The sequence below is a fragment of the Microcella sp. genome (genome assembly GCF_040286215.1).
In the GTDB taxonomy this organism is placed as follows: Bacteria; Actinomycetota; Actinomycetes; order Actinomycetales; family Microbacteriaceae; genus Microcella.
Genome location: NZ_JAVKCK010000014.1, coordinates 31,453 through 51,712, shown reverse-complemented (window position 1 = coordinate 51,712; position 20,260 = coordinate 31,453). Strand labels below are relative to the sequence as shown.

The window sequence follows — 20,260 nt, the reverse complement described above, 5'->3', positions numbered from 1 at the left end:
GAACCTCGATTCGTGAGTGGCGGCTACCAGGTCAGAGGATAGGCGGTCGCCTGCTGCGTCGATGGCGGAACCCGATAGGTCTTGAGCACCTGCGTCATGATGGTGCGGAACGTCGGTGCTGCCGCTGCTGACGTCTTCATCGTATCGGGACGTACATAGGTCACCACGACGACGAATTGAGGGTCATCGGCCGGCGCCATGCCGGCGACCGAGACGATGCGCTCATCGCCGTAGCCGCCCGCCTCCGCGACCTCGGCCGTGCCCGTCTTCGCCGCGACGCGGTACCCCGGAATCTCGAGGAGCGAGCGCATCCACCCCTCCGTGACGACCTCCTCGAGAATCCCGACCGTGGCGCGCGCAGACTGCTCGGACACGACCCGGGTCGGCTCCCCGGTGGGAGCATGGGTCGTCGTGCCGTCGGCATGGTCGCACCCGGTGACGAGGGTGAGGGGTGCTCGCACGCCGCCATTGGCGATCGCCTGATACGCGCTCGCCACCTGTGCGCTCGTCGCCGTCATGCCCTGGCCGAACATCTGGGTGACGGCACTGTGCCCGTCGATGCTGCCCGGGTCTCGGACGCTTCCGCGGGCCTCGCCCAGGAATCCCACTCCGGTCGTGTCCCCCAGACCGAACCGGGTCAGGTAGTCGTAGCGCCCCTCGAGCGAGAGCCGCTCGCTGAGCACGGCAGTGCCGGTGTTGGAGGAATTCATGAGCACGCCGGCGGAGGTCAGGCGCAAGTCACCGTGATCCCAGGCGTCTCCGATGCGGTACGACCCGATCGTCGCGTACGAGCGCGGGGCGATGACCTGGTCAGACGGCGTCGTCACACCCGCGTCGAACATCGCGGCGAAGCTCAGCGACTTGATCGTGGAGCCCGGCTCGTAGGGCGCCGCGAAGATGCGCGACCCGCGGTCGTCTGCGTCGCTGCCGTCCACGTCGTTCGGGTCGACCGAAGGCCATTCGGCCGCGGCGATGATGTGGCCGTCGTCCACGCGCACTACCATCGCGGTGGCCCAGTCAGCGCCGATCCTGGCGCCCTCCTCGGCGATCGCCTGCTGAGCGAACCACTGCACGTCGGAGTCGATCGTGAGGTGGAGTGTGCCGCCGTCGACGGGCTCCTGCTGCACGACCGTCGTGCCGGGAAGCTGCACACCGTCGGCCCCGCGTTCGTAGGTCGACGAGCCCGGACTCGACGCGAGACATTCGTCCAGGCCCAACTCGAGGCCGGCCAGTGGCCCGTCCGTTCCCATGAAGCCCACGAGGTTGCCTGCGACCTGCCCGTTGGGGTAGGTGCGACTCGCGACCCTCTCGGCGTAGACCCAGGGCACTCCGAGATCGCGCACCGCCTGGTAGATGTCGGTCACGACACCGCGCACGAGGTAGGCGTGATCGTCGTCGGGATCCGCGGCGAGCTCGCTCTCGATGCGAGCCAGCAAGGCTGCGGGATCCTCCCCCGTGAGGGCCGCGATGCTCGTGAGCGCCTCCCACACGGTGCGGGTCGTGATCTCGCCCGTCTCGTCGTCGAGCGTGTCGTAGTCCTTGACGAATCGAGGTGACACGGTGATGTCGTAACGGAACACCGAGTCGGCCAGAACGGCGCCCTGCCGATCCACGATGTCGCCCCGGGCGCCGTGCAGAGCGACCGGAATCGAGCGCCGGGCCTCGGACTCCTGCGCGAGCTGCTCGGCACGCACGACCTGGATGTCGACGAGGCGCACTCCGAACGCCGCGACGATCGCGACCACGACGAGGATCGTCGCAGCCAGTCGTCGTCGCGTTCTCCGTTGCTCGCTCATCTGCGCTCCCTCCCCCGTCGCGCGCACTGCATCAGCGCGTGACCGGCGAAGGCAGTGACCCTGCGAGGCCCGGCTGCGCTGGTTGTGAGGCTAGCGACCCCGGCACCGGCGGCGTCGATGCCACGCTCGACGCACCCCCGCCCGATGCCGGAGTCGCGAGCGCCATGTCGGCCAGCAGCACGTTTCCGATCATGGTGTCTCGACCGCCGAGGAGGCCGCCGCCGGCCTCTGCCGCGACGGGGGCTCCGAGCACGGTCGCGTCGGCGAGCTGCAAGTATGCGGGGCTCGCGTTGCTGACCATGCCGAGTGCCTCAGCGTTGGCGGCCAGGTGCTGCGGCGACCGCAGCGCATCGAGTGACTCGACGAGCACCTGCGCGTCTCGATCGAGCTCAGAGGCCTGTGTCGCGAGCGCTGAGATGCGATAGGCGCCCTCCGAGAGGGCGATGCTGAGCAGCAACTGGGTCACGAGAATCGCGAAGACGCCGACGACGGCGACGGTCGCGTAGACGATGCGCGGCCGACGGCGGCGACTCTCCCGCGGTGCGATGACCGGCGCGAGAAAGGGAGCGCTGCGCCGGGGCGCCGCCTGCGCGACCTGCTCCGCCGTAACAGGAACGAACGCCTGTGCCGCGCTCATGCCGCCTCCCGCACGCGTTCAGCGGCGCGCAGCCGCACGGGGATGGAGCGCGAGTTGCTCTGGCGCTCCGCCTCGTCCGCGAGCTCGGCTCCTCGCACCAGCAGCCGGAACTCCGGTCGATGCTCCGGCAGCTCGACGGGCAGTCCCGCGGGAGCGGTCGAGCGCGTACGTGCCGCCAGTTCGCGCTTGACGATGCGGTCTTCGAGCGACTGGTACGCCAGCACCACGATGCGACCGCCGACGGAGAGGGAGTCCAGCGCCGTGGGCAGTGCAGCCTCCAGCGCTGCGAGCTCGCCATTCACCTCGATGCGCAGCGCCTGGAACACGCGCTTGGCCGGATGCCCGGATCGCTGCACGGCACGAGGCGTCGCGTCGATGATCAGGCGGACGAGGTCGGACGAGCGCGTGAGGGGCCTCTCGCTGCGGTATTCGACGATGCGTCGGGCGAACCGGGGAGCGAGTTTCTCCTCGCCGTACGCGTAGAAGATGCGCCGCAGCTCCGCCTCTGAGTACTCGGCGAGGACTGCCTCGGCGGTAATGCCCGTCGTGCGGTCCATGCGCATGTCGAGCGGGGCATCCTGCGAGTACGCGAAGCCGCGGTCGGCCTCGTCCAACTGCATGGAGCTGACGCCGAGATCGAAGAGCACCGCCGTGACGCTGTCGATGCCGAGACTCCCGAGCGCCGACCGCAGCCCGGAGTACACGGCGTGCACGAGGTGCGCGCGGTCGCCGAAGCGCTGCAGACGACGGGAGGAGGCGTCGAGTGCGGCGGTGTCGCGGTCCAGACCGACGAGGACGAGCCCGGGATGCCTCTCGAGCGCAGCCTCCGCGTGACCTCCGAGTCCGAGGGTCGCGTCGACGAGGACAGCACCGTCGACGGCGAGAGCCGGCTTGAGGAGGTCGAGGCTGCGCTCCAGCAGTACGGGGGTGTGCGAGGTGGATTCGGTCATGCTCGTGCCGGCCTGCCGCGGGGCCCGGATCCCCATCCGTGCGACCTGGCACCGGGGAAGGTGCGCCAGGGCGTCTCACGGCTGGGAGTCCGAGTCACGCGATCAGAAGAGTCCGGGGATCACCTCCTCGTCGGTGTTGGCGAAGGCGTCTTCCTTCTCGGCGTAGTAGCTGTTCCAGGCCGGGGTCGACCAGATCTCGGCTCGATCGCCGGAGCCGATGACGGTGAGCTCGCGGTCCAGGCCCGCGTACTGCCGGAGCACCGCGGGAACGGTCACCCGCCCCTGTTTGTCGGGCTCCTCCTCGCTCACTCCCGAGAGGAAGAAGCGCTGGTACTCGCGCGCGGTCTTGCTGGTAAGGGACGCGGTGCGCAGCTTCTCGAGGACGTCCGCGAAGGTGGCGCGGCTGAAGACGTAGAGGCAGCGCTCCTGACCGCGCGTGAGAACGACTCCTTCAGCGAGCTCATCTCGGAACTTCGCCGGAAGGATCACCCGACCCTTGTCGTCGAGCTTGGGGGTGTGCGTGCCGAGAAACATCGCCTGGTCCCCCTCTCATCTCCGGCCCGAGATCAGGTTTGCTCCACTTTACTCCACTTTTCCCCACTAAGTAAAGGATATCGGCCACCCTAGACCCCGTATGGCCCCCTGTCACCAGTGATTGCGCGGGTTCCTCAGGTGGAGGACAGTGGAGGGGGGGGCCGGCGCGGGCTGGCCCATCGGCGGGGGGCGCACAAAAAAAGACCGGCCCGAAGGCCGGTCTGTGGCGGGCCGCAGAGGCCCGGAGTCAGCGGTGGTGGAAAGTGGGGTGCAGGGAGGCGCGCGGAGTGACTAGCTCTCGCGCCCGTCCTGCCGGCGGTCCCACCGCTCGTTCATACGCTCGGTCCACGACGTTCGCGAAGCGCTCGGTCGTGCGGTGTTGCTCGCTGCGGGGCTGCTCGGCGCGTCAGCGCCCTCGCGACGGCCCGGGGAGAGAACGATGAGCACGCCAGCGAGCATGAGCCCGAAGCCCACGACCCCGATGACGGCGAGCTGGGTGATCACCCCTGCCACGAGAGCAGCGACGCCGGCGATCGCCAGAAGCGCGCCCACGACCACGAGTGTGTAGTTGGGCTTGCCTCGTCGGCCCGCCACCGTCGCCACGAAATCGGCGTCGTTCTGATAGAGGTTGCGCTCCATCTCATCGAGAAGGCGCTGTTCCTGTTCTGACAGCGGCATGGTGACCCCTTTGGTGGCGACTCGTCGGTACGGTGATCCCCGTCCGCGCACATTCTACGGTCGCGCTCCTGGATAGGCTAGGCAGGTGCCTGAGAGATTGCGGTTAGTCGACGTCGTCCACGACCGGCTCCAGGAGTTCCTGAACGAGCGCGCCACCCACCTCGGCACGATCGCGGAGGACCTCGAACGCTTCACCGACGCGAGTCGTGATCTGCTCAGCGGAGGCAAGCGCTTTCGGGCACTGTTCTGCTACTGGGGCTGGCATGCCGTCGCCGGCACCGTGCGCCCGGATGACCTGCTCGCCGAGCTCGATGAGCACCCTGACCTGTCGAGCGTCATCGACGTCGCTGCCGGGCTGGAGCTGTTTCACGCCGCTGCGCTCGTGCATGACGACATCATGGACAGTTCCGACACGCGTCGAGGGATGCCCTCGGCTCATCGTCGATTCGAGGCCGAGCATGCTCGACGCCACTGGGTCGGCAACGCGAGCGGCTACGGGCTCTCCTCGGCGCTCCTCCTCGGCGACCTTCTGCTCGGGTGGAGCGACGAGCTGCTCGACTCGGGCCTGGCACGCCTCGACGACCTCGATGCCGCCAGAGCGGCCAGAGCAGAGTTCCAGACGATGCGCACCGAGGTGACGGTGGGCCAATACCTCGACATCCTGGAGGAGGTCGCCTGGCGCGACGCCGAGGATTCTGAGATGCTCCCGCGCGCGCACCGCGTGCTCGTCTTCAAGTCGGCCAAGTACTCGATCGAGGCTCCTCTCGCTCTCGGGGCTCTCATGGCGGGAGGCACGCTCGAGCAGGTCACGGCTCTGCGCGCGTTCGGGCTGCCGCTTGGTGTGGCGTTCCAACTGCGCGACGACCTGCTCGGCGTGTTCGGAGACCCCGACGTGACGGGAAAGCCTGCAGGCGACGACCTCCGCGAGGGCAAGCGCACGGTGCTCATCGCGCTGGCGCGCGATGCGCTTCCCGGCAGCGCGGTGCGCCTGATCGACGAGCTCCTCGGCGATCCCGAGCTCACCGAGCACCAGATCCGCACCCTGCAGGCGACCATCCGCGATAGCGGCGCGGTCGAGACCGTCGAGTCGATCATCGCGCGCTCGGTCACCGAGGCCCTTGCGGCTCTCGAGACGGCGGCCATCAGCCGCTCGGCGCATGCCGAGCTCATCGGGCTCTCCGATCTGGTGACGCGGCGGTCGCACTAGGCGGCCGACCGCCGTCAGAATGCCAGCGCCTGCGCCACCCGTCGAACCTCGGCCTTGCGGCCAGCGCGCAGAGCGTCGATCGGCGCTGCCCCCAGGGCATCCTCCGGCTCGAGCATCCAGCGCATCGCCTCATCATCGCTGAAGCCGCTGTCGGCCAGCAGCACGAGCGTGCCGCGCAGTTCGCGCAGGGGCTCGCCGTCGACGAGGAAGGCCTCAGGTACGACGAGCACGCCCTCGCGACGCACCGCGAGAAGCTGGCGATCCTCGATCAGGCGGCGCACCTTGCCGGGGCTCAGCCCGAGAATCTCCACGAGATCGGGAATCGTCAGCCAGGTCGAAGAATCAGCAGCCACGCCTACTAGAGTGCCACGCGCCCGCGCAGATCGCGCCCCCTGCCGAGCACACGCGTGCGCATCACACGAGTCACATCCTTCACATTGGCCACTAGTGGTAGTAGCGTGGTAAACGGGTGGATCGGGGGATCCTCCACGCCCTCCGGGGTGACACGGGTGAGAGAGGCCAGCGCCACATGAGCGATACGCACCTCGCTGCGGACGGACGGCACGACCCGAGCGCCACGATCGCCACCGCCGATCGCGCGCGCATCGTGTTTGCCGGCCTCGCGCCACGCAGCCCCGCACCTGCAGCGATCGGCTCGCGCCCCTCCGGCCAACGTGCGCGCACCGCCCTCTCCAGCACGGTTCCCCTCGTCCTCACGGGAGCGATCGCCCTCGGGCTCGGGGTCGCCGGCCCGGTCGACGCAGCCCCGGTGCGCAAGCCCTCGCCGCCGCAGCCTGATCAGAGTCCCGCGCCGGGAGGTCTGCGGGCACTGCTGTCGCAGTGGGGCGCCGCGATCACACCCGGCGCGCAGAGCCTCGACGCGGTGGCCACCTCAGCGGCGCCCGCCGCTTACCTCGTGCAACCGGGCGATACCGTGAGCGACATCGCCGCACGATTCGGCCTGCCGACCGCGGTCGTCCTGGCGCGCAACGGTCTCAGTTGGAAGTCGACGATCTTTCCCGGTCAGGTGCTCTCGCTCGGTGCCGACGGCGTGAAGCGCGCTGGCCGCCCGGCCGTGATCGCCGAAGCGGGGCTCTACGTCATCGCGCGCGGAGACACGCTGTCGAGCGTCGCCGAGCGCTTCGGCATCTCTGTGCGGTCGATTCTCGAGCGCAACGGTCTCGCCCCCGCCAGCATCATCTACCCCGGACAGAAGATCGTGATTCCCGGTCACAGCCCGAGCGACGCCGAACCGCAGCTTGCCCTCGAACAGGAGGGCGGTGAGGCCGTGCCCGAACTCACGCTCGCCTCCGTGGAGTCGACGACTGTTGCCGGCAGCGCGGTGTCCCTCGCCGCTGCTCCCGACGTATCCTCGCTCACGATCGCCGAGCGCCCGGTGCTCCCCGCGGCGCCGCCCCGTGCCCCTTCGCCGAGCCCTGGCGGCACGGCGCCGAGCGGTCCGCCGAGCAGTGGCGGCAGCATCACGCCGCTCACGAGCGAGATGCGCGGCCACGCGCTCACGATCATCCAGGTGGGCCGCCAGCTCGGCGTGCCCGACTACGGCATCGTCATCGCCCTCGCGACGGCCATGCAGGAGTCGACGCTGCGCAACCTCTCCTGGGGCGATCGCGACTCGGTCGGGCTCTTCCAGCAGCGACCGAGCTCGGGGTGGGGAACCGCCGCCGAACTGCAGATTCCGAGCCACGCGGCCCGCCTGTTCTACGTGGGACGCAGCGGCTACACGCGCGGCCTGCTCGACATCCCCGGGTGGCAGGGCATGACTCTCACGCAGGCCGCCCAGGCGGTGCAGATCTCGGCCTACCCCAACCACTACGCCAAATGGGAGGCGAGCGCGTGGGCGTGGCTCTACGAACTGACGTGAGCCCACGCCGCCGAAGCACCGTGCGCCTCCCCTGATCGACCGCCTGCCCGACCTACACTGGCGCGGTGACTGCCTCCTCGAGCGACCCCCTCATCGGGCGTCTGATCGACGGTCGATACCGGGTGCGCTCCCGCATCGCGCGAGGAGGCATGGCGACCGTCTACCTCGCAACGGATGAGCGGCTCGAGCGCCTCGTCGCCGTCAAGATCATGCACGGCCACCTCGCCGACGACAGCCAGTTCAAGGAGCGCTTCATCCAGGAGGCGCGGTCGGCGGCCCGCCTCGCGCACCCGAACGTCGTCAACGTCTTTGATCAGGGTCAGGACACAGAGTCTGCCTACCTCGTCATGGAGTACCTGCCGGGCATCACGCTGCGCGACCTGCTCAAGGAGTACGGCGCACTGACCCCGGCCCAGACGATGGACATCACCGAGTCGGTGCTCGGGGGTCTCGCCGCCGCGCACAAGTCGGGCATCGTGCACCGCGACCTCAAGCCCGAGAACGTGCTGCTCGCCGACGACGGCCGCATCAAGATCGGCGACTTCGGCCTCGCTCGCGCCGCCACCGCCAACACCGCCACCGGCCAGGCGCTGCTCGGGACGATCGCGTACCTCTCACCGGAGCTGGTGATGCGCGGCATCGCTGACACCCGCAGCGATATCTACGCGGTGGGCATCATGATGTTCGAGATGCTCACCGGCGAGCAGCCGTTCAAGGGCGAGCAGCCCATGCAGATCGCCTATCAGCACGCGAACGATTCGGTACCCGCCCCGAGCACGCTCAATCCCGACGTGCCGGCCGAGTGGGACGAGCTCGTGCTGTGGGCAACCGCGCGCAACCCCGACGATCGACCCACCGATGCCCGCGCGCTGCTCGAGCAGGTCACCGAGACGGGGCGTGAGCTGCAGACCGCGCTCTCCTCCACCGGAGCCCAGAAGACCCTCCTGCTGACATCCCCCATTCCCACGTCTCCCGCCCCACCGACCGGAGACGACAGCGAGACCCAGGTGATCGGCGGCGTCTCCTCCCCGGCGACGCGGCCCTCGACGAGCGCGGCTGCTCTCGCGGAGCGCGGCGCAGCAGGCCGACGCCGCGGATGGCTGCTCTTCGCCGTCGTGCTCGCGCTCGCCGGTCTCGCGGGCGGAGTCGGGTGGTGGTTCGGTGCTGGACCCGGCTCGACCGTCACCGTCGAGAGCGTGCGAGGTCTCGGCGAGGAGGCGGCACGCGACGTGCTCACGGGGCAAGGCCTCGTCGTCGCCGACACCGTCGAGGAGGCTTTCGACCCGGAGATCGAGGCCGGGCTCGTCGCGGGCACCGACCCTGAGGCGGGATCGGTCGTGGACCGCGATGCGGTGGTCGCGCTCGTGATCTCCCTCGGGCGCGAGCCCACCACGGTGCCCGACGTGCTCGGTCTGCCCGAGGCCGATGCACGCGACGCCCTCGCCGAGAGCGGATTCGAGCTCGAGGAGAGCGCCCTGCAGTTCGATGCTGATGTCGCCGACGGTTCCGTCATCGCGCTGCTCGACTCGACGGGCGCAGCACTCGCGGCGGGAGACTCATCCTTTGTGGGCACGAGCGCACAGCTCGTCGTGTCGGTCGGTGCGATTCCGGACGTGCGCAACCTCTCCGTCGAGGCCGCGCAGGAGGCGCTCGCGGCCCGGGATCTGAACGGGATCGTGGGCGGAGAGCCCGAGTTCGACAACGAGGTCGCGGAGGGCGACGTCCTGCGTGTGCAGGCACTCGGCGACGGGCCCGTGCGGCCCGGCGACACGGTGACGCTCATCATCTCGCGAGGCCCCGACCTGGTCACGGTGCCCGACGTCGTGGGGCTCAGCATCAACGACGCCGTCGAGCGGTTGGAGGCGGAAGGTTTCGAGGTCATCCTGGACACGAATGTGCCCCGCGGGCTGAGGGGCTCGTCGCTCGCTCCCGTGCAGTCCACCGACCCTGCGGCAGGCACGCAGGTGTTCCGGAGCCCCCGTCCGCCGGTAACGGTGACCGCGCAGTACTAGGAGTCGGCCCCGAGTTCCTCTGCCACGAGAAAGGCCAGCTCGAGCGACTGCATGTGGTTGAGGCGCGGATCGCACAGCGACTCGTACCGCGTCGCGAGCGTCGCCTCGTCGATGTGCTCGGAGCCGCCCAGGCACTCGGTCACGTCGTCGCCCGTGAGCTCCACGTGAATGCCGCCCGGGTGCGTGCCGACAGCACGGTGTGCCTCGAAGAATCCCTTGACCTCGTCGACGACGTCGTCGAATCGGCGCGTCTTGTAGCCGGTCGGGGTGGTGAGCCCGTTGCCGTGCATGGGGTCGGTGACCCACAGCGGTTGAGCATCCATGCTCGAGATCGCCTCGAGGAGCGGCGGAAGAGCATCCCGGATCGTGCCAGCGCCCATCCGGGTGATGAAGGTGAGGCGACCCGGCTCGCGATCGGGGTCGAGAACGTCGATGAGCCGCTCCATGTCGTCGGGGCTCGTCGTCGGCCCGAGCTTCACGCCGATCGGATTGCGGATGCGCCGAAAGAAGTCGACGTGGGCCCCCTCGAGCTCGCGCGTGCGTTCGCCGATCCAGAGGAAGTGGGCGCTCGTGTTGTACGGCGCGCCCGTGCGCGAGTCGATGCGCGTCATCGGCCGCTCGTAGTCCATCAGCAGCCCCTCGTGGCTGGAGTAGAACTCGACGCGCTTGAGCTCATCAAAGTCGGCTCCCGCCGCCTCCATGAAGCGCACGGCCCGGTCGATCTCGCGAGCCAGACCCTCGTAGCGGGCGTTCGCGGGGTTCGCCGCGAAGCCCTTGTTCCAGCTGTGCACCATGCGCAGGTCGGCGAAGCCACCCTGGGTGAAGGCGCGGATGAGATTGAGCGTCGATGCGGCCGTGTGGTATCCCTGCACGATGCGACGAGGGTCTGCCGCGCGCGACTCGGGGGTGAAGTCGTAGCCGTTGACGATGTCGCCACGGTAGGCGGGCAGGGTGACGTCGCCCCGTGTCTCCGAATCGCTCGAGCGCGGCTTCGCGAACTGCCCGGCCATGCGGCCCATCTTGATGACGGGCATCGAGGCGCCGTAGGTGAGCACGATCGCCATCTGCAGGATCGTCTTCACCCGGTTGCGGATCTGGTCGGCGGTCGCACCCGCGAAGGTCTCGGCGCAATCGCCGCCCTGCAGCAGGAAGGCGTCACCGCGCGCAGCACGGGCGAGACGGTCGCGCAGCATGTCGACCTCACCGGCGAAGACCAGAGGCGGCAGAGTCGCCAGCTCGGCTGACGCGGCGGCGGCCGCCGCGGCATCCGGCCACTGAGGCTGTTGCTTGATCGGCAGGGTGCGCCAGTGGTCGAGACCGCGAATCACGTCAGGGTCAGCGTGCACGACGGTTTCGTCTGGGTCGACCACCGGGAGTGTCCTTTTCGATGCGGGGGCGGGATGCGCGGCTCGAGAAGCCGCGACTATCCAGCCTACCGGGCCTTCGCCGGGCGCTTGTCCTTCACGCTCGTCGCGTAGACGTCGCGGTACTCCTGGCCGCTGAGGCGGCCGAGTTCGTACATGATCTCGTCGGTGACCGAGCGCAGCACGAAGCGATCGGACTCGAGGCCCGTGAAGCGCGTGAAGTCGAGCGGCTCGCCGAACACGACGCCGGGGCGCATGACCTTCGGGAGTCTCGTGCCAATCGGCATGACCTTCTCCGTGTCGATCATGGCGACCGGGATGACCGGCGCGCCCGACTCGAGGATCATGCGCGCCACCCCCGTGCGGCCCCGGTACATGATGCCGTCGGGGCTTCGCGTGCCCTCCGGATAGATGCCGAGCGCGAGCCCGTCGGCGAGCACGCGGAGTCCTGTGTTGAGCGACGCCTCGGAGGCCTTGCCGCCGGAGCGGTCGATCGGCAGCTGCCCCGTGCCGACGAAGAACAGCTTGGTGAGCCAGCCGCGCAGCCCCTTGCCGGTGAAGTAGTCGCTCTTGGCGAGGAATACCACGCGGCGATCGAGCACGAGGGGCAGGAAGACCGAGTCGACGAAGGAGAGATGGTTGCTCGCCAGGATGACCGCGCCATCCTTCGGCACGTTCTCGATGCCGCGCACCCAGGGACGGAATGCGGTCATGATGATCGGCCCCACCACGAGGTTCTTCATGAGCCAGTAGAACATCGCCGCATCCTCCTTTCGCCCCGGTGAAGCCTAGCTCGCCCGTCAGGCCGTTGCGGCATGGATGCGGGCGAGGTCGGCCGCCCCGACGACGCCGGCATCGTTGACCAACTGCGCCACTGCGAAGCGCGGCTCGGGGTGGAAGCCGCGCGCCGGAAGGTGCGCGAGGTAGGACTCCCGCACTGGATCGAGGAGAAGATCGCCGGCGACCGCGACGCCGCCGCCGAAGACGAAGAGCTCCGGGTCGAGCACGGCGCTCAAGCTCGCGCAGGCCTGGCCCAGCCACCCGCCCAGCTGGCGCAGCGCGTGCAACGCGCCCGCGTCGTGCTCGGTGATGAGCTCGGCGAGCACGCCGCCCGTGAGCCCACCTGAGCGCTCTCGAGCTGCGGCCAGGCCGAGCCCGATACCGCCCGCGTCGGCGATCTCGTTTGCCATCCTCAACAGTGCGCGGCCCGAACCGTACTGCTCGATGCAGCCTCGGGCGCCGCACCCGCACGGCAGTCCTTCCGGGACGATCCGCAGATGACCGAGCTCGCCGGCCGTGCCGAAGCCTCCGCGCAGCAGCCTGTCCCCCGTCACCACGGCTCCACCGACACCGGTCCCGATGGTGAGCATCGTCATGTGGTGGGCCTCGCGCGCGACCCCGAACCGGAATTCGGCCCAGCCCGCGGCGTTCGCGTCGTTGTCGATCGTGACATCGAGGTCGACGCGGGCGCGCAGCTGGTCGCGGAACGGCTCGTGGCGCCAATTGATGTTGGGCGCGTAGTACACGGTCGACTGATCGGCGTCGATGAAACCGGCCGCCGCGACGCCGGCCGCGATGACCTCCTGACCCGAGCGCAGCCTCTCGATCATCGCCACGACCAAGTCCATGATGGCTGCGGGGTCGCCGGCGGGGGTCGGCTGGCGCACCTCGTCGAGGATGCGCCCGTCGTCGCTCACGAGGGCACCGGCGATCTTCGTTCCGCCGATGTCGATTCCGATGGAGTGCACGAGCGCAGAGTCTACCGAGCGCAGGTCGTGCTCGGCCGTCGCGGGTACAGTGGGGGCATCAACCACCGACCGGTGCCGAAGGAGTTGCCGTGAAAGAATTTGTCGTCCCCGCCGTGGTGACCGCCGACCCCGACGCCAATGCGTCCGATCTGCTGGTCGACCGCGTCGCTCTGACTCCCGAGGGAGCGCTCTTCTCTCTGCCGACCGCCGACGGCGGGTGGTCGGACGTCACGGCGCGCGAGTTCCACGAGCAGGTCGTCGCGCTCGCGAAGGGCTTCATGGCCGCGGGTGTGGAGCCGGGCGACAAGATCGGCTTCATGTGCAAGGTGCGCTACGAGTGGACGCTCGTCGACTTCGCCGCGTGGTTCGCCGGCGCCGTTCTTGTGCCGATCTACGAGACGAGCTCGCCGAGCCAGATCCAGTACATCCTCGAGAACTCCGAGGCGAATCACATCATCGTCGAGACCGCCGACCACTTCGCCCGATACGACGAGGTCGCAGGCGACATCGACGGCGTCGGCCACGTCTGGCAGATGCACGTGGGAGACCTCGAGAAGCTCGCCGGCTCCGGCTCGAGCGTGAGCGACGACGAGCTGGAAGCGCGACGAACCATCGCGAAGGGCTCGGATGTCGCGACGCTCATCTATACGTCGGGGTCGACAGGCACTCCGAAGGGGGTCGTGCTCACCCACTCGAACTTCGTCGAGCTCAGCCGCAACGCGGCGATGGCGATGAAGGAGGTGCTCGCTCCGGGAGCGTCGACGCTGCTGTTCATCACGACCGCCCACATCTTCGCTCGATTCATCTCAATCCTCGCCGTGCACGGCGGAGCGCGCGTCGGCCATCAGGCCGACACAAAGCAGCTGCTGCCGTCTCTCGGCTCCTTCAAGCCCTCCTTCCTCCTCGCCGTGCCCCGTGTCTTCGAGAAGGTCTACAACTCGGCGGAGCAGAAGGCGGAGGCCGGCGGCAAGGGCAAGATCTTCCGCAAGGCCGCCGACGTGGCCGTGGCGCACTCCCAGGCTCTCGACGCCGGGTCGGTGCCTCTCGGGCTGCGTCTGCAGTTCGCGCTCTTCGACAGGCTCGTCTACAGCAAGCTGCGCGCCGCGATGGGTGGCAAGGTCATCTACGCCGTGAGCGGCTCCGCCCCTCTGGGATTGCGGCTCGCCCACTTCTTCCGCAGCCTCGGCATCAAGATTCTCGAGGGCTACGGCCTCACCGAGACGACGGCCCCGGCGACCGTCAACCTCGTCGACCGCTTCAAGATCGGCACGACCGGGCCGGCGCTGCCCGGCGTCGGCCTCAAGATCGATGACGACGGCGAGATCCTCGTTTCCGGCGTCAACGTCTTCAGCGGCTACTGGAAGAACCCCGAGGCGACCGCGGAGGTCATGGATGGCGAGTGGTTCCGCACCGGCGACATCGGCGCCCTCGACGACGACGGCTACCTGACGATCACCGGTCGGAAGAAGGAGATCCTCGTGACCGCGGGAGGCAAGAACGTCGCGCCGGCCGCGCTGGAGGATCCGATTCGCGCCAACCCGATCGTCGGGCAGGTCGTCGTCGTGGGAGACCAGAAGCCCTTCATCTCCGCTCTGGTGACCCTCGACGGAGAGATGCTGCCGACGTGGCTCGGCAACAACGACGAGGACTCCTCGATGTCGCTCGCCGACGCCGCCCAGCACCCGAAGGTCATCGCCGAGGTGCAGCGCGCCGTCGATGCCGCCAACAGCCGGGTGTCGCGCGCCGAGTCGATTCGGAAGTTCACGGTCCTCGCCACCGAGTTCACCGAGGCGAGCGGCCACCTGACCCCGAAGATGAGCATCAAGCGCCACGTCATCACGGCCGACTTCGCCGATGTCATCGAGGGCATGTACAGCGGCGCTCCTCAAACGCAGGGCGTGTCGATCCAGCACTGACGCAGGGCGTGTCGATCCAGCACCGACGCAGGGCGTCGTGATCCAGCACTGACGCAGCGTGTCGCGCCCGGGTGCTGACGCCAGGCCGTGCGGCGCCGAGCGGTGCAGCTCTCGCTAGAGGCTGAACCACTCGGCGCTGCGCACGGCGCGCATCGCCTCGCGCTTGACCTCCGGTTCGAGGCCCTCGATGTAGAGTCTGCCGCGCAGGTGGTCGGTCTCATGCTGCAGCGCCTGCGCCATCAAGCCTTCGCCGCTCAGATCCACGGCGCGGCCGTCGAGGTCGGTTCCTGTGACCCGGGCCCACGGGTGGCGCAGCCGGGGGAAGCCCAGCCCCGGCACCGACAGACATCCCTCGTCGACCGGCTCCGCATCCCCTCTCACCTCGATGAGCTCCGGGTTGAGCACGTACCCGACGTCGCCGTCGATGTTGTAGCTGAACGCCTGCAGCCCGACGCCGATCTGCGGCGCGGCGACTCCGGCTCGGCCGGGCACCTGGACGGTGTCGAGGAGATCGGCGACGAGCATCCGCACCCGGTCATCGATCGTCGTGATGGGGTCGGCGGGGCTGCGCAGAACGGGGTCGCCGAACAAGCGGATAGGCCGGACGGTCACGGAAGCTGCTCAGACTCCGCGGCGCTCAGGCATGCCCTCGGCGACGAGGGCGGCCAGCTCGCGGGCGGCAGAGCGAGTGAGCGGCCGCAGCGAAGCCCAGGTGATGACGGAGCCGGAGGCGAGGTGCTCGTCGTACGGCATGCGCACGATCGCCCGCACGCGCGAGGCGAAGTGCGCCTCGATCTCCTCCAGCTTGACGAGATTGGTGCCCTGCGTTCCCGTGTTGATGGCGACCACGGCGGACCGTACGAGCTCGCCGTAGCCGTTGGCCTCCAGCCAGGTGAGGGTCTCGGAGGCGAGCCGTGCCTCATCGACGCTGCCGCCCGAGACGATGACGATCGAGTCGGCGCGGCGGAGCGTGGCGCGCATGACGGAGTGGACGATGCCGGTGCCGCAGTCGGTGAGAACGATCGAGTAGAACCGGGCGGAGAGGTCGGCGACCACGTTGTAGTCGTTCTCGTCGAACGCCTCGGAGAGCATCGGGTCGGTGTCTGACGCGAGGATGTCCAGGCGCGTCTCGTCGCGCGAGACGAAGGTGGAGAAGTCGGTGAAACCCGAGATGCTCGGTGCACGATTCACGACGTCGCGCACGGTCGCGCGGGTCTGGCGCGCGACGCGCTCTGAGAGCGTGCCCCGGTCGGGGTTGGCATCGATGGCGACGACACGGTCGTCGCGCACGTCGGCGAGGGCCATGCCCAGCAGGGTCGTGACGGTCGTCTTGCCGACACCGCCTTTGCGGGTCAGGACGGGCACGAAACGGGCACCGCCGACGAACGGAGTGGCGATGCGCGCGTCGAGCTCTTTGCGCGCCCTCACCCTGGCCGAGTCTCCCAGGTTCAGCAGGTGGAAGCTCAGGGTGTAGGCGAGCCGCGGCCAGAAGCCCTCCGGCGCAGGACGGCGACCGCGCGGGTGGTCAAGCAGGCGATCGGCGGTGAGCATCGCGGCGGTCTCGGGCCCCTCGCTCGTGCCGTCGAGGCGGTCGCGCCTGGTGGTGGTCGCGGTAGGGAGATCGAGGGCTCCCGTGATGGGCTCCGCGGGCGTCATCGCCGCGAGAGCGTCCTCAGAGAGTGAGATGGTCGTGACGCCCGAGGTGAGCACCTGCACGACAGCGGGATCGATCTCGTGATCGTCGAGGGCGACGGCCTGCTCTTCCTCCGGCGTCTCGCGCACGGGGGCGGGAAGCTCGACGTCGATCGACATGCTCGGCGGCAACGACGCAGCGAGATCTCCGTCCGCGGTCGGCTCGCGCCCCTCCTCGACGGTGTAGGCCTCGTCGTCGATCGCGCGCGAGGTGCGCGATGACGAGGTCGATCGCTTGGCGGCAACCACGAAATCCCCCTCGGTCAGTGAACGTGCTCGGTCGATGAGCGTCCTCGGTCAGGCGACCATGACAAAGCACCAGAGTCTAGCGCCCTCCGCCGTATCGGAGCGGAGCGCTCCGCGGGGGGCGCTCAGGCGTCGCCGACGACGACGAGCAGGTCGCCCGCCTCCACCTGCTGGGTCGTCGGCACGGCGAGGCGCGAGACCGTGCCGGCGAGGGGCGAGGTGATCGCTGCCTCCATCTTCATGGCCTCGATGGTGGCAACGCTCTGCCCCGCTTCGACCGAATCGCCTTCCCCGACCTGCAGGGTCACGACCCCGCTGAAGGGCGCGGCGATGTGGCCGGGCTGCGCAGGGTCGGCCTTCTCGGTCTTGGTGCTCTCCACCTCGATCGAGCGGTCTCGCACGAGTACCGGTCGCAGCTGACCGTTGAGGGTGGCCATCACCGTGCGCATGCCCTTCTCGTCCGGCTCACTGATCGCTTCGAGGCCGACGAAGAGGCTCACTCCCGTCTCGATCTCGATCGTGTGCTCGACCCCCGGCTTGAGCCCGTAGAGGTAGTCGGGCGTGCGCAGCACGGAGAGATCACCGTACTGCTCGCGCACCTGGAGGAACTGCTGGGTCGGCTGGGCGAAGAGCAGCTGGTTGAGCATGAGCCGCCGGTCGTCGGTCTCTCCTGCAAGCTTGGTCCGCTGCTCATCGGTGAGCTCGGTGAGCCCGATCTTGGGAGTGCGCCCCTCGAGAACCTTCGTGCGGAAGGGCTCGGGCCATCCACCGGGGAGGTCGCCCAGCTCTCCCGCCATGAATCCGATGACGGAGTCGGGAATGTCGTACGCGCCCGGGTTCTCCTCGAAGTCGGCCGGGTCGGCGCCGGCGGCGGCCATCTGCAGGGCCAGGTCGCCGACGACCTTGCTCGAGGGAGTGACCTTCGTCGGGCGGCCGAGAATGCGGTTGGCCTCGGCGTACCAGTCCTCGATGAGCTCGAAGCGGTCGGCGAGTCCGAGTGCGATGGCCTGCTGGCGCAGATTGGAGAGCTGACCGCCCGGGATCTCGTGCTTGTACACCCGCCCGGTGGGGCCGGCGAGACCCGACTCGAACGGCTTGTACGCGGTGCGCACCGCTTCCCAGTAGGGTTCGAGATCGCTCACTGCCCGCAGCGGGATGCCCGTGTCGCGCTCGGTGTGCGCGAGCGCGGCGACGAGGGCAGAGAGGGGCGGCTGCGAGGTCGTTCCCGCCATGGGCGCGCTCGCGGCATCCACCGCATCGGCGCCGGCTCGCGAGGCGGCGAGCAGCGTGGCGAGCTGGCCGCCGGCGGTGTCGTGGGTGTGAAGGTGCACGGGCAGGTCGAAGCGGTCGCGGAGGGCGCCGACGAGCTTCTCGGCCGCGCTCGCGCGCAGAAGCCCTGCCATGTCCTTGATGGCGAGGATGTGCGCACCGGAGTCGACGATCTGCTCGGCAAGCCGCAGGTAGTAGTCGAGCGTGTACAAGTCCTCCGCCGGGTCGAGCAGATCGCCCGAGTAGCACATCGCGACCTCCGCGATCGTGGTGTCGGTGCCGAGCACGGCGTCAATGGCCGGGCGCATCTGATCGACATCGTTGAGCGCGTCGAATATGCGGAAGATGTCGATGCCGGTCGCCGCGGCCTCGGCGACGAACGCGTCGGTCACCTCGGTGGGGTACGGCGTGTAGCCGACCGTGTTGCGACCGCGCAGCAACATCTGGATGGCCACGTTGGGCAGCGCCTCCCGCATGGCGGCCAGGCGCTGCCAAGGGTCCTCTCCGAGGAAGCGCAGGGCGACGTCGTAGGTCGCTCCACCCCAGGCTTCGACGCTCAGCAGCTGGGGGGTCATGCGGGCGACGTGCGGCATGACGGTCGTGAGGTCGGTTGTGCGCACGCGGGTCGCGAGCAGCGATTGGTGGGCATCCCGGAACGTCGTGTCCGTCACCGCGAGAGCCGTCTGCGCACGTAGGTCTGCCGCGAACCCGGTGGGGCCCAGTGCGAGAAGCCGCTGGCGCGAACCGTCGGGCGCGGCCGCCTCGAGATCGATGGCCGGCAGCTTGACGGCGGGGTCGAGGATGCCCTCACCGGTGCCGTGCGGCTGGTTCACCGTGACGTCGGCGAGCCACGTCAGCACCTTCGTCCCGCGGTCCTTGGAGGGGTTGGCGGTCACGAGCTCGGGGCGCTCGTCGATGAACGAGGTGCTCAGGTCTCCCGCGATGAATTCCGGATCGTCGAGGACTGCCTGGAGGAACGGGATGTTCGTCGTGACGCCGCGGATGCGGAACTCTGCGAGCCCACGCCGGGCGCGGGAGACGGCCGCGGCGAAGTCGCGACCGCGGCAGGTCATCTTGGCGAGCATGGAGTCGAAGTGGGGAGAGATCTGAGCCCCGGAGGCGATCGTGCCGCCGTCGAGCCGGACTCCCGCGCCGCCCGGAGAGCGGTAGGTGGTGATCTTGCCGGTGTCGGGGCGAAAACCGCTCGCCGGGTCCTCCGTGGTGATGCGGCACTGCAGGGCCGCACCGCGCAGGTGGATCTGCTCCTGCTTTAGACCGAGCTCGGCGAGGGACTGGCCGTAGGCGATGCGCATCTGGGACTGCACGAGGTCGACGTCGGTCACCTCCTCGGTGACGGTGTGCTCGACCTGGATGCGCGGGTTCATCTCGATGAAGACGTGCTCGCCCTCGCGCTCCCCCGCGGTGTCGAGCAGAAACTCGACCGTGCCGGCGTTGACGTAGCCGATCGACTTCGCGAAGGCGATCGCGTCGCGGTACATGGCCTGGCGCACGTCGTCGTCGAGATTCGGGGCGGGGGCGATCTCGATGACCTTCTGATGGCGGCGCTGCACCGAGCAGTCGCGCTCGAACAGGTGCACGGTCTCGCCGCCAGCGTCGGCGAGGATCTGCACCTCGATGTGGCGCGGGCGCACGACCGCCTGCTCGATGAACATCGTCGCGTCGCCGAACGCGCTGTCGGCCTCGCGCATGGCGGCCTCGAGCGCTTCCTTGAGATCGTCGCGCTTCTCGACCCGGCGCATCCCTCGCCCGCCGCCGCCGGCCACGGCCTTCGCGAAGACGGGGAAGCCGATGTCGTCCGCTGCGTCGAGGAGCACCTGGAGGTCGGTCGTCGCCGGGGAGGACTTCAGGACGGGCACACCCGCGGCGATCGCCTTCTCCTTCGCCGTGACCTTGTTGCCGGCCATCTCGAGCACCGAGCTGGGAGGCCCGATGAAGGCGATGCCCGCGTCGGCTGCCGCCTGCGCGAGGTCGGGGTTCTCGCTGAGGAAGCCGTAGCCGGGGTAGATGGCGTCGGCGCCCGACTCCTTCGCGACGCGGATGATCTCGCTGACGTCGAGGTAGGCGCGCACGGGGTGCCCCTCGTCGCCGATCTGGTACGCCTCGTCGGCCTTGAGCCGGTGCATCGAGTTGCGATCCTCGTACGGGAAGACGGCCACGGTCTTCGCCCCCAGCTCGTACGCGGCGCGGAAGGCGCGGATCGCGATCTCGCCGCGGTTGGCTACCAGGATCTTGCGGAACATCTTGTCCTTTCGCGGGCGGCCCGGGCGGAACCCGGGAAACCGCCGGACGGTGGGGCGGATGGCGTCGG

General features: G+C 69.2%; 16 protein-coding genes. 4 read left to right on the top strand and 12 right to left on the bottom strand.

Translation table 11 applies throughout. The features are described from left to right. Positions 1–23: 23 nt before the first annotated feature. The 5 genes from RJQ01_RS07520 to RJQ01_RS07500 form a co-directional block, all read right to left on the bottom strand. Positions 24–1,796, bottom strand: coding sequence for a peptidoglycan D,D-transpeptidase FtsI family protein (locus tag RJQ01_RS07520; protein WP_350476122.1), 1,773 nt, complete (start codon positions 1,794–1,796; stop codon positions 24–26). 31 nt (positions 1,797–1,827) lie between these two features. Next, the gene (gene ftsL / locus RJQ01_RS07515; RefSeq protein WP_350476121.1) at positions 1,828–2,433 is read right to left on the bottom strand and encodes a cell division protein FtsL; all 606 of its coding nucleotides are present in this window, start codon (positions 2,431–2,433) and stop codon (positions 1,828–1,830) included. Further along, positions 2,430–3,383, bottom strand: coding sequence for a 16S rRNA (cytosine(1402)-N(4))-methyltransferase RsmH (gene rsmH / locus RJQ01_RS07510; RefSeq protein WP_350476120.1), 954 nt, complete (start codon positions 3,381–3,383; stop codon positions 2,430–2,432). Before rsmH ends, ftsL begins: the two co-directional genes overlap by 4 nt. Before the next feature lie 102 nt (positions 3,384–3,485). Then, complete coding sequence (gene mraZ / locus RJQ01_RS07505) at positions 3,486–3,917, bottom strand: division/cell wall cluster transcriptional repressor MraZ (protein WP_350476119.1); 432 nt, start codon at positions 3,915–3,917, stop codon at positions 3,486–3,488. A 291-nt stretch (positions 3,918–4,208) separates the two neighbouring features. Next, a complete protein-coding gene (locus tag RJQ01_RS07500) occupies positions 4,209–4,595 on the bottom strand; it encodes an SCO2097 family morphological protein (RefSeq protein WP_350476118.1) in 387 nt (128 codons plus the stop codon). 85 nt (positions 4,596–4,680) lie between these two features. Between RJQ01_RS07500 and RJQ01_RS07495 the strand changes: the two genes are divergently transcribed. Further along, entirely contained in the window at positions 4,681–5,802 is a 1,122-nt protein-coding gene (locus RJQ01_RS07495; protein ID WP_350476117.1) for a polyprenyl synthetase family protein, read from the top strand. A gap of 14 nt (positions 5,803–5,816) precedes the next feature. On the opposite strand, the gene RJQ01_RS07490 is transcribed toward RJQ01_RS07495, so the two are convergent. Next, positions 5,817–6,155 (bottom strand): Rv2175c family DNA-binding protein, encoded by a 339-nt coding sequence (locus RJQ01_RS07490; RefSeq protein WP_350476116.1) that lies wholly within the window; start codon positions 6,153–6,155, stop codon positions 5,817–5,819. Between the two features lie 176 nt (positions 6,156–6,331). On the opposite strand from RJQ01_RS07490, the gene RJQ01_RS07485 reads away from it, so the two are divergent. Together RJQ01_RS07485 and pknB are read left to right on the top strand one after the other, a co-directional pair. Continuing rightward, complete coding sequence (locus tag RJQ01_RS07485; RefSeq protein WP_350476115.1) at positions 6,332–7,684, top strand: LysM peptidoglycan-binding domain-containing protein; 1,353 nt, start codon at positions 6,332–6,334, stop codon at positions 7,682–7,684. 65 nt (positions 7,685–7,749) lie between these two features. Beyond that, positions 7,750–9,696: a Stk1 family PASTA domain-containing Ser/Thr kinase gene (gene pknB / locus RJQ01_RS07480; RefSeq protein ID WP_350476114.1), complete on the top strand. Its 1,947-nt coding sequence runs from the start codon at positions 7,750–7,752 to the stop codon at positions 9,694–9,696. On the opposite strand, the gene RJQ01_RS07475 is transcribed toward pknB, so the two are convergent. The 3 genes from RJQ01_RS07475 to RJQ01_RS07465 all read right to left on the bottom strand — a co-directional run bounded on the left by RJQ01_RS07475 (position 9,693) and on the right by RJQ01_RS07465 (position 12,808). Then, positions 9,693–11,066 carry a class II 3-deoxy-7-phosphoheptulonate synthase gene (locus RJQ01_RS07475; RefSeq protein WP_502885245.1) on the bottom strand — a complete coding sequence of 458 codons (1,374 nt, stop codon included), beginning with the start codon at positions 11,064–11,066 and terminating at the stop codon, positions 9,693–9,695. The two genes, pknB and RJQ01_RS07475, sit on opposite strands and share 4 nt — an antisense overlap. Positions 11,067–11,128: 62 nt before the next feature. Further along, positions 11,129–11,818, bottom strand: coding sequence for a lysophospholipid acyltransferase family protein (locus RJQ01_RS07470; protein ID WP_350476113.1), 690 nt, complete (start codon positions 11,816–11,818; stop codon positions 11,129–11,131). A 42-nt stretch (positions 11,819–11,860) separates the two neighbouring features. Beyond that, the gene (locus RJQ01_RS07465) at positions 11,861–12,808 is read right to left on the bottom strand and encodes an ROK family protein (protein WP_350476112.1); all 948 of its coding nucleotides are present in this window, start codon (positions 12,806–12,808) and stop codon (positions 11,861–11,863) included. Between the two features lie 89 nt (positions 12,809–12,897). Here RJQ01_RS07465 and RJQ01_RS07460 point away from each other — a divergent pair, with 89 nt between their 5' ends. Continuing rightward, positions 12,898–14,724: an AMP-dependent synthetase/ligase gene (locus tag RJQ01_RS07460; RefSeq protein ID WP_350476111.1), complete on the top strand. Its 1,827-nt coding sequence runs from the start codon at positions 12,898–12,900 to the stop codon at positions 14,722–14,724. Between the two features lie 114 nt (positions 14,725–14,838). Here RJQ01_RS07460 and RJQ01_RS07455 read toward each other — a convergent pair whose 3' ends face one another. The 3 genes from RJQ01_RS07455 to RJQ01_RS07445 all read right to left on the bottom strand — a co-directional run bounded on the left by RJQ01_RS07455 (position 14,839) and on the right by RJQ01_RS07445 (position 20,192). Further along, the gene (locus RJQ01_RS07455; RefSeq protein ID WP_350476110.1) at positions 14,839–15,336 is read right to left on the bottom strand and encodes a peptide deformylase; all 498 of its coding nucleotides are present in this window, start codon (positions 15,334–15,336) and stop codon (positions 14,839–14,841) included. Positions 15,337–15,345: 9 nt separating this feature from the next. Then, positions 15,346–16,665 carry a MinD/ParA family ATP-binding protein gene (locus RJQ01_RS07450; protein ID WP_350476109.1) on the bottom strand — a complete coding sequence of 440 codons (1,320 nt, stop codon included), beginning with the start codon at positions 16,663–16,665 and terminating at the stop codon, positions 15,346–15,348. A 122-nt stretch (positions 16,666–16,787) separates the two neighbouring features. Beyond that, positions 16,788–20,192, bottom strand: coding sequence for a pyruvate carboxylase (locus tag RJQ01_RS07445; RefSeq protein WP_350476108.1), 3,405 nt, complete (start codon positions 20,190–20,192; stop codon positions 16,788–16,790). Between the last annotated feature and the right edge of the window lie 68 nt (positions 20,193–20,260).

Bases quoted from the DNA above. Each gene is read 5' to 3' on its own strand.
- RJQ01_RS07520 (WP_350476122.1), bottom strand. From the start codon at position 1,796: ATGAGCGAGCAACGGAGAACGCGACGACGACTGGCTGCGACGATCCTC.
- ftsL (WP_350476121.1), bottom strand. From the start codon at position 2,433: ATGAGCGCGGCACAGGCGTTCGTTCCTGTTACGGCGGAGCAGGTCGCG.
- rsmH (WP_350476120.1), bottom strand. From the start codon at position 3,383: ATGACCGAATCCACCTCGCACACCCCCGTACTGCTGGAGCGCAGCCTC.
- mraZ (WP_350476119.1), bottom strand. From the start codon at position 3,917: ATGTTTCTCGGCACGCACACCCCCAAGCTCGACGACAAGGGTCGGGTG.
- RJQ01_RS07500 (WP_350476118.1), bottom strand. From the start codon at position 4,595: ATGCCGCTGTCAGAACAGGAACAGCGCCTTCTCGATGAGATGGAGCGC.
- RJQ01_RS07485 (WP_350476115.1), top strand. From the start codon at position 6,332: ATGAGCGATACGCACCTCGCTGCGGACGGACGGCACGACCCGAGCGCC.
- RJQ01_RS07470 (WP_350476113.1), bottom strand. From the start codon at position 11,818: ATGTTCTACTGGCTCATGAAGAACCTCGTGGTGGGGCCGATCATCATG.
- RJQ01_RS07445 (WP_350476108.1), bottom strand. From the start codon at position 20,192: ATGTTCCGCAAGATCCTGGTAGCCAACCGCGGCGAGATCGCGATCCGC.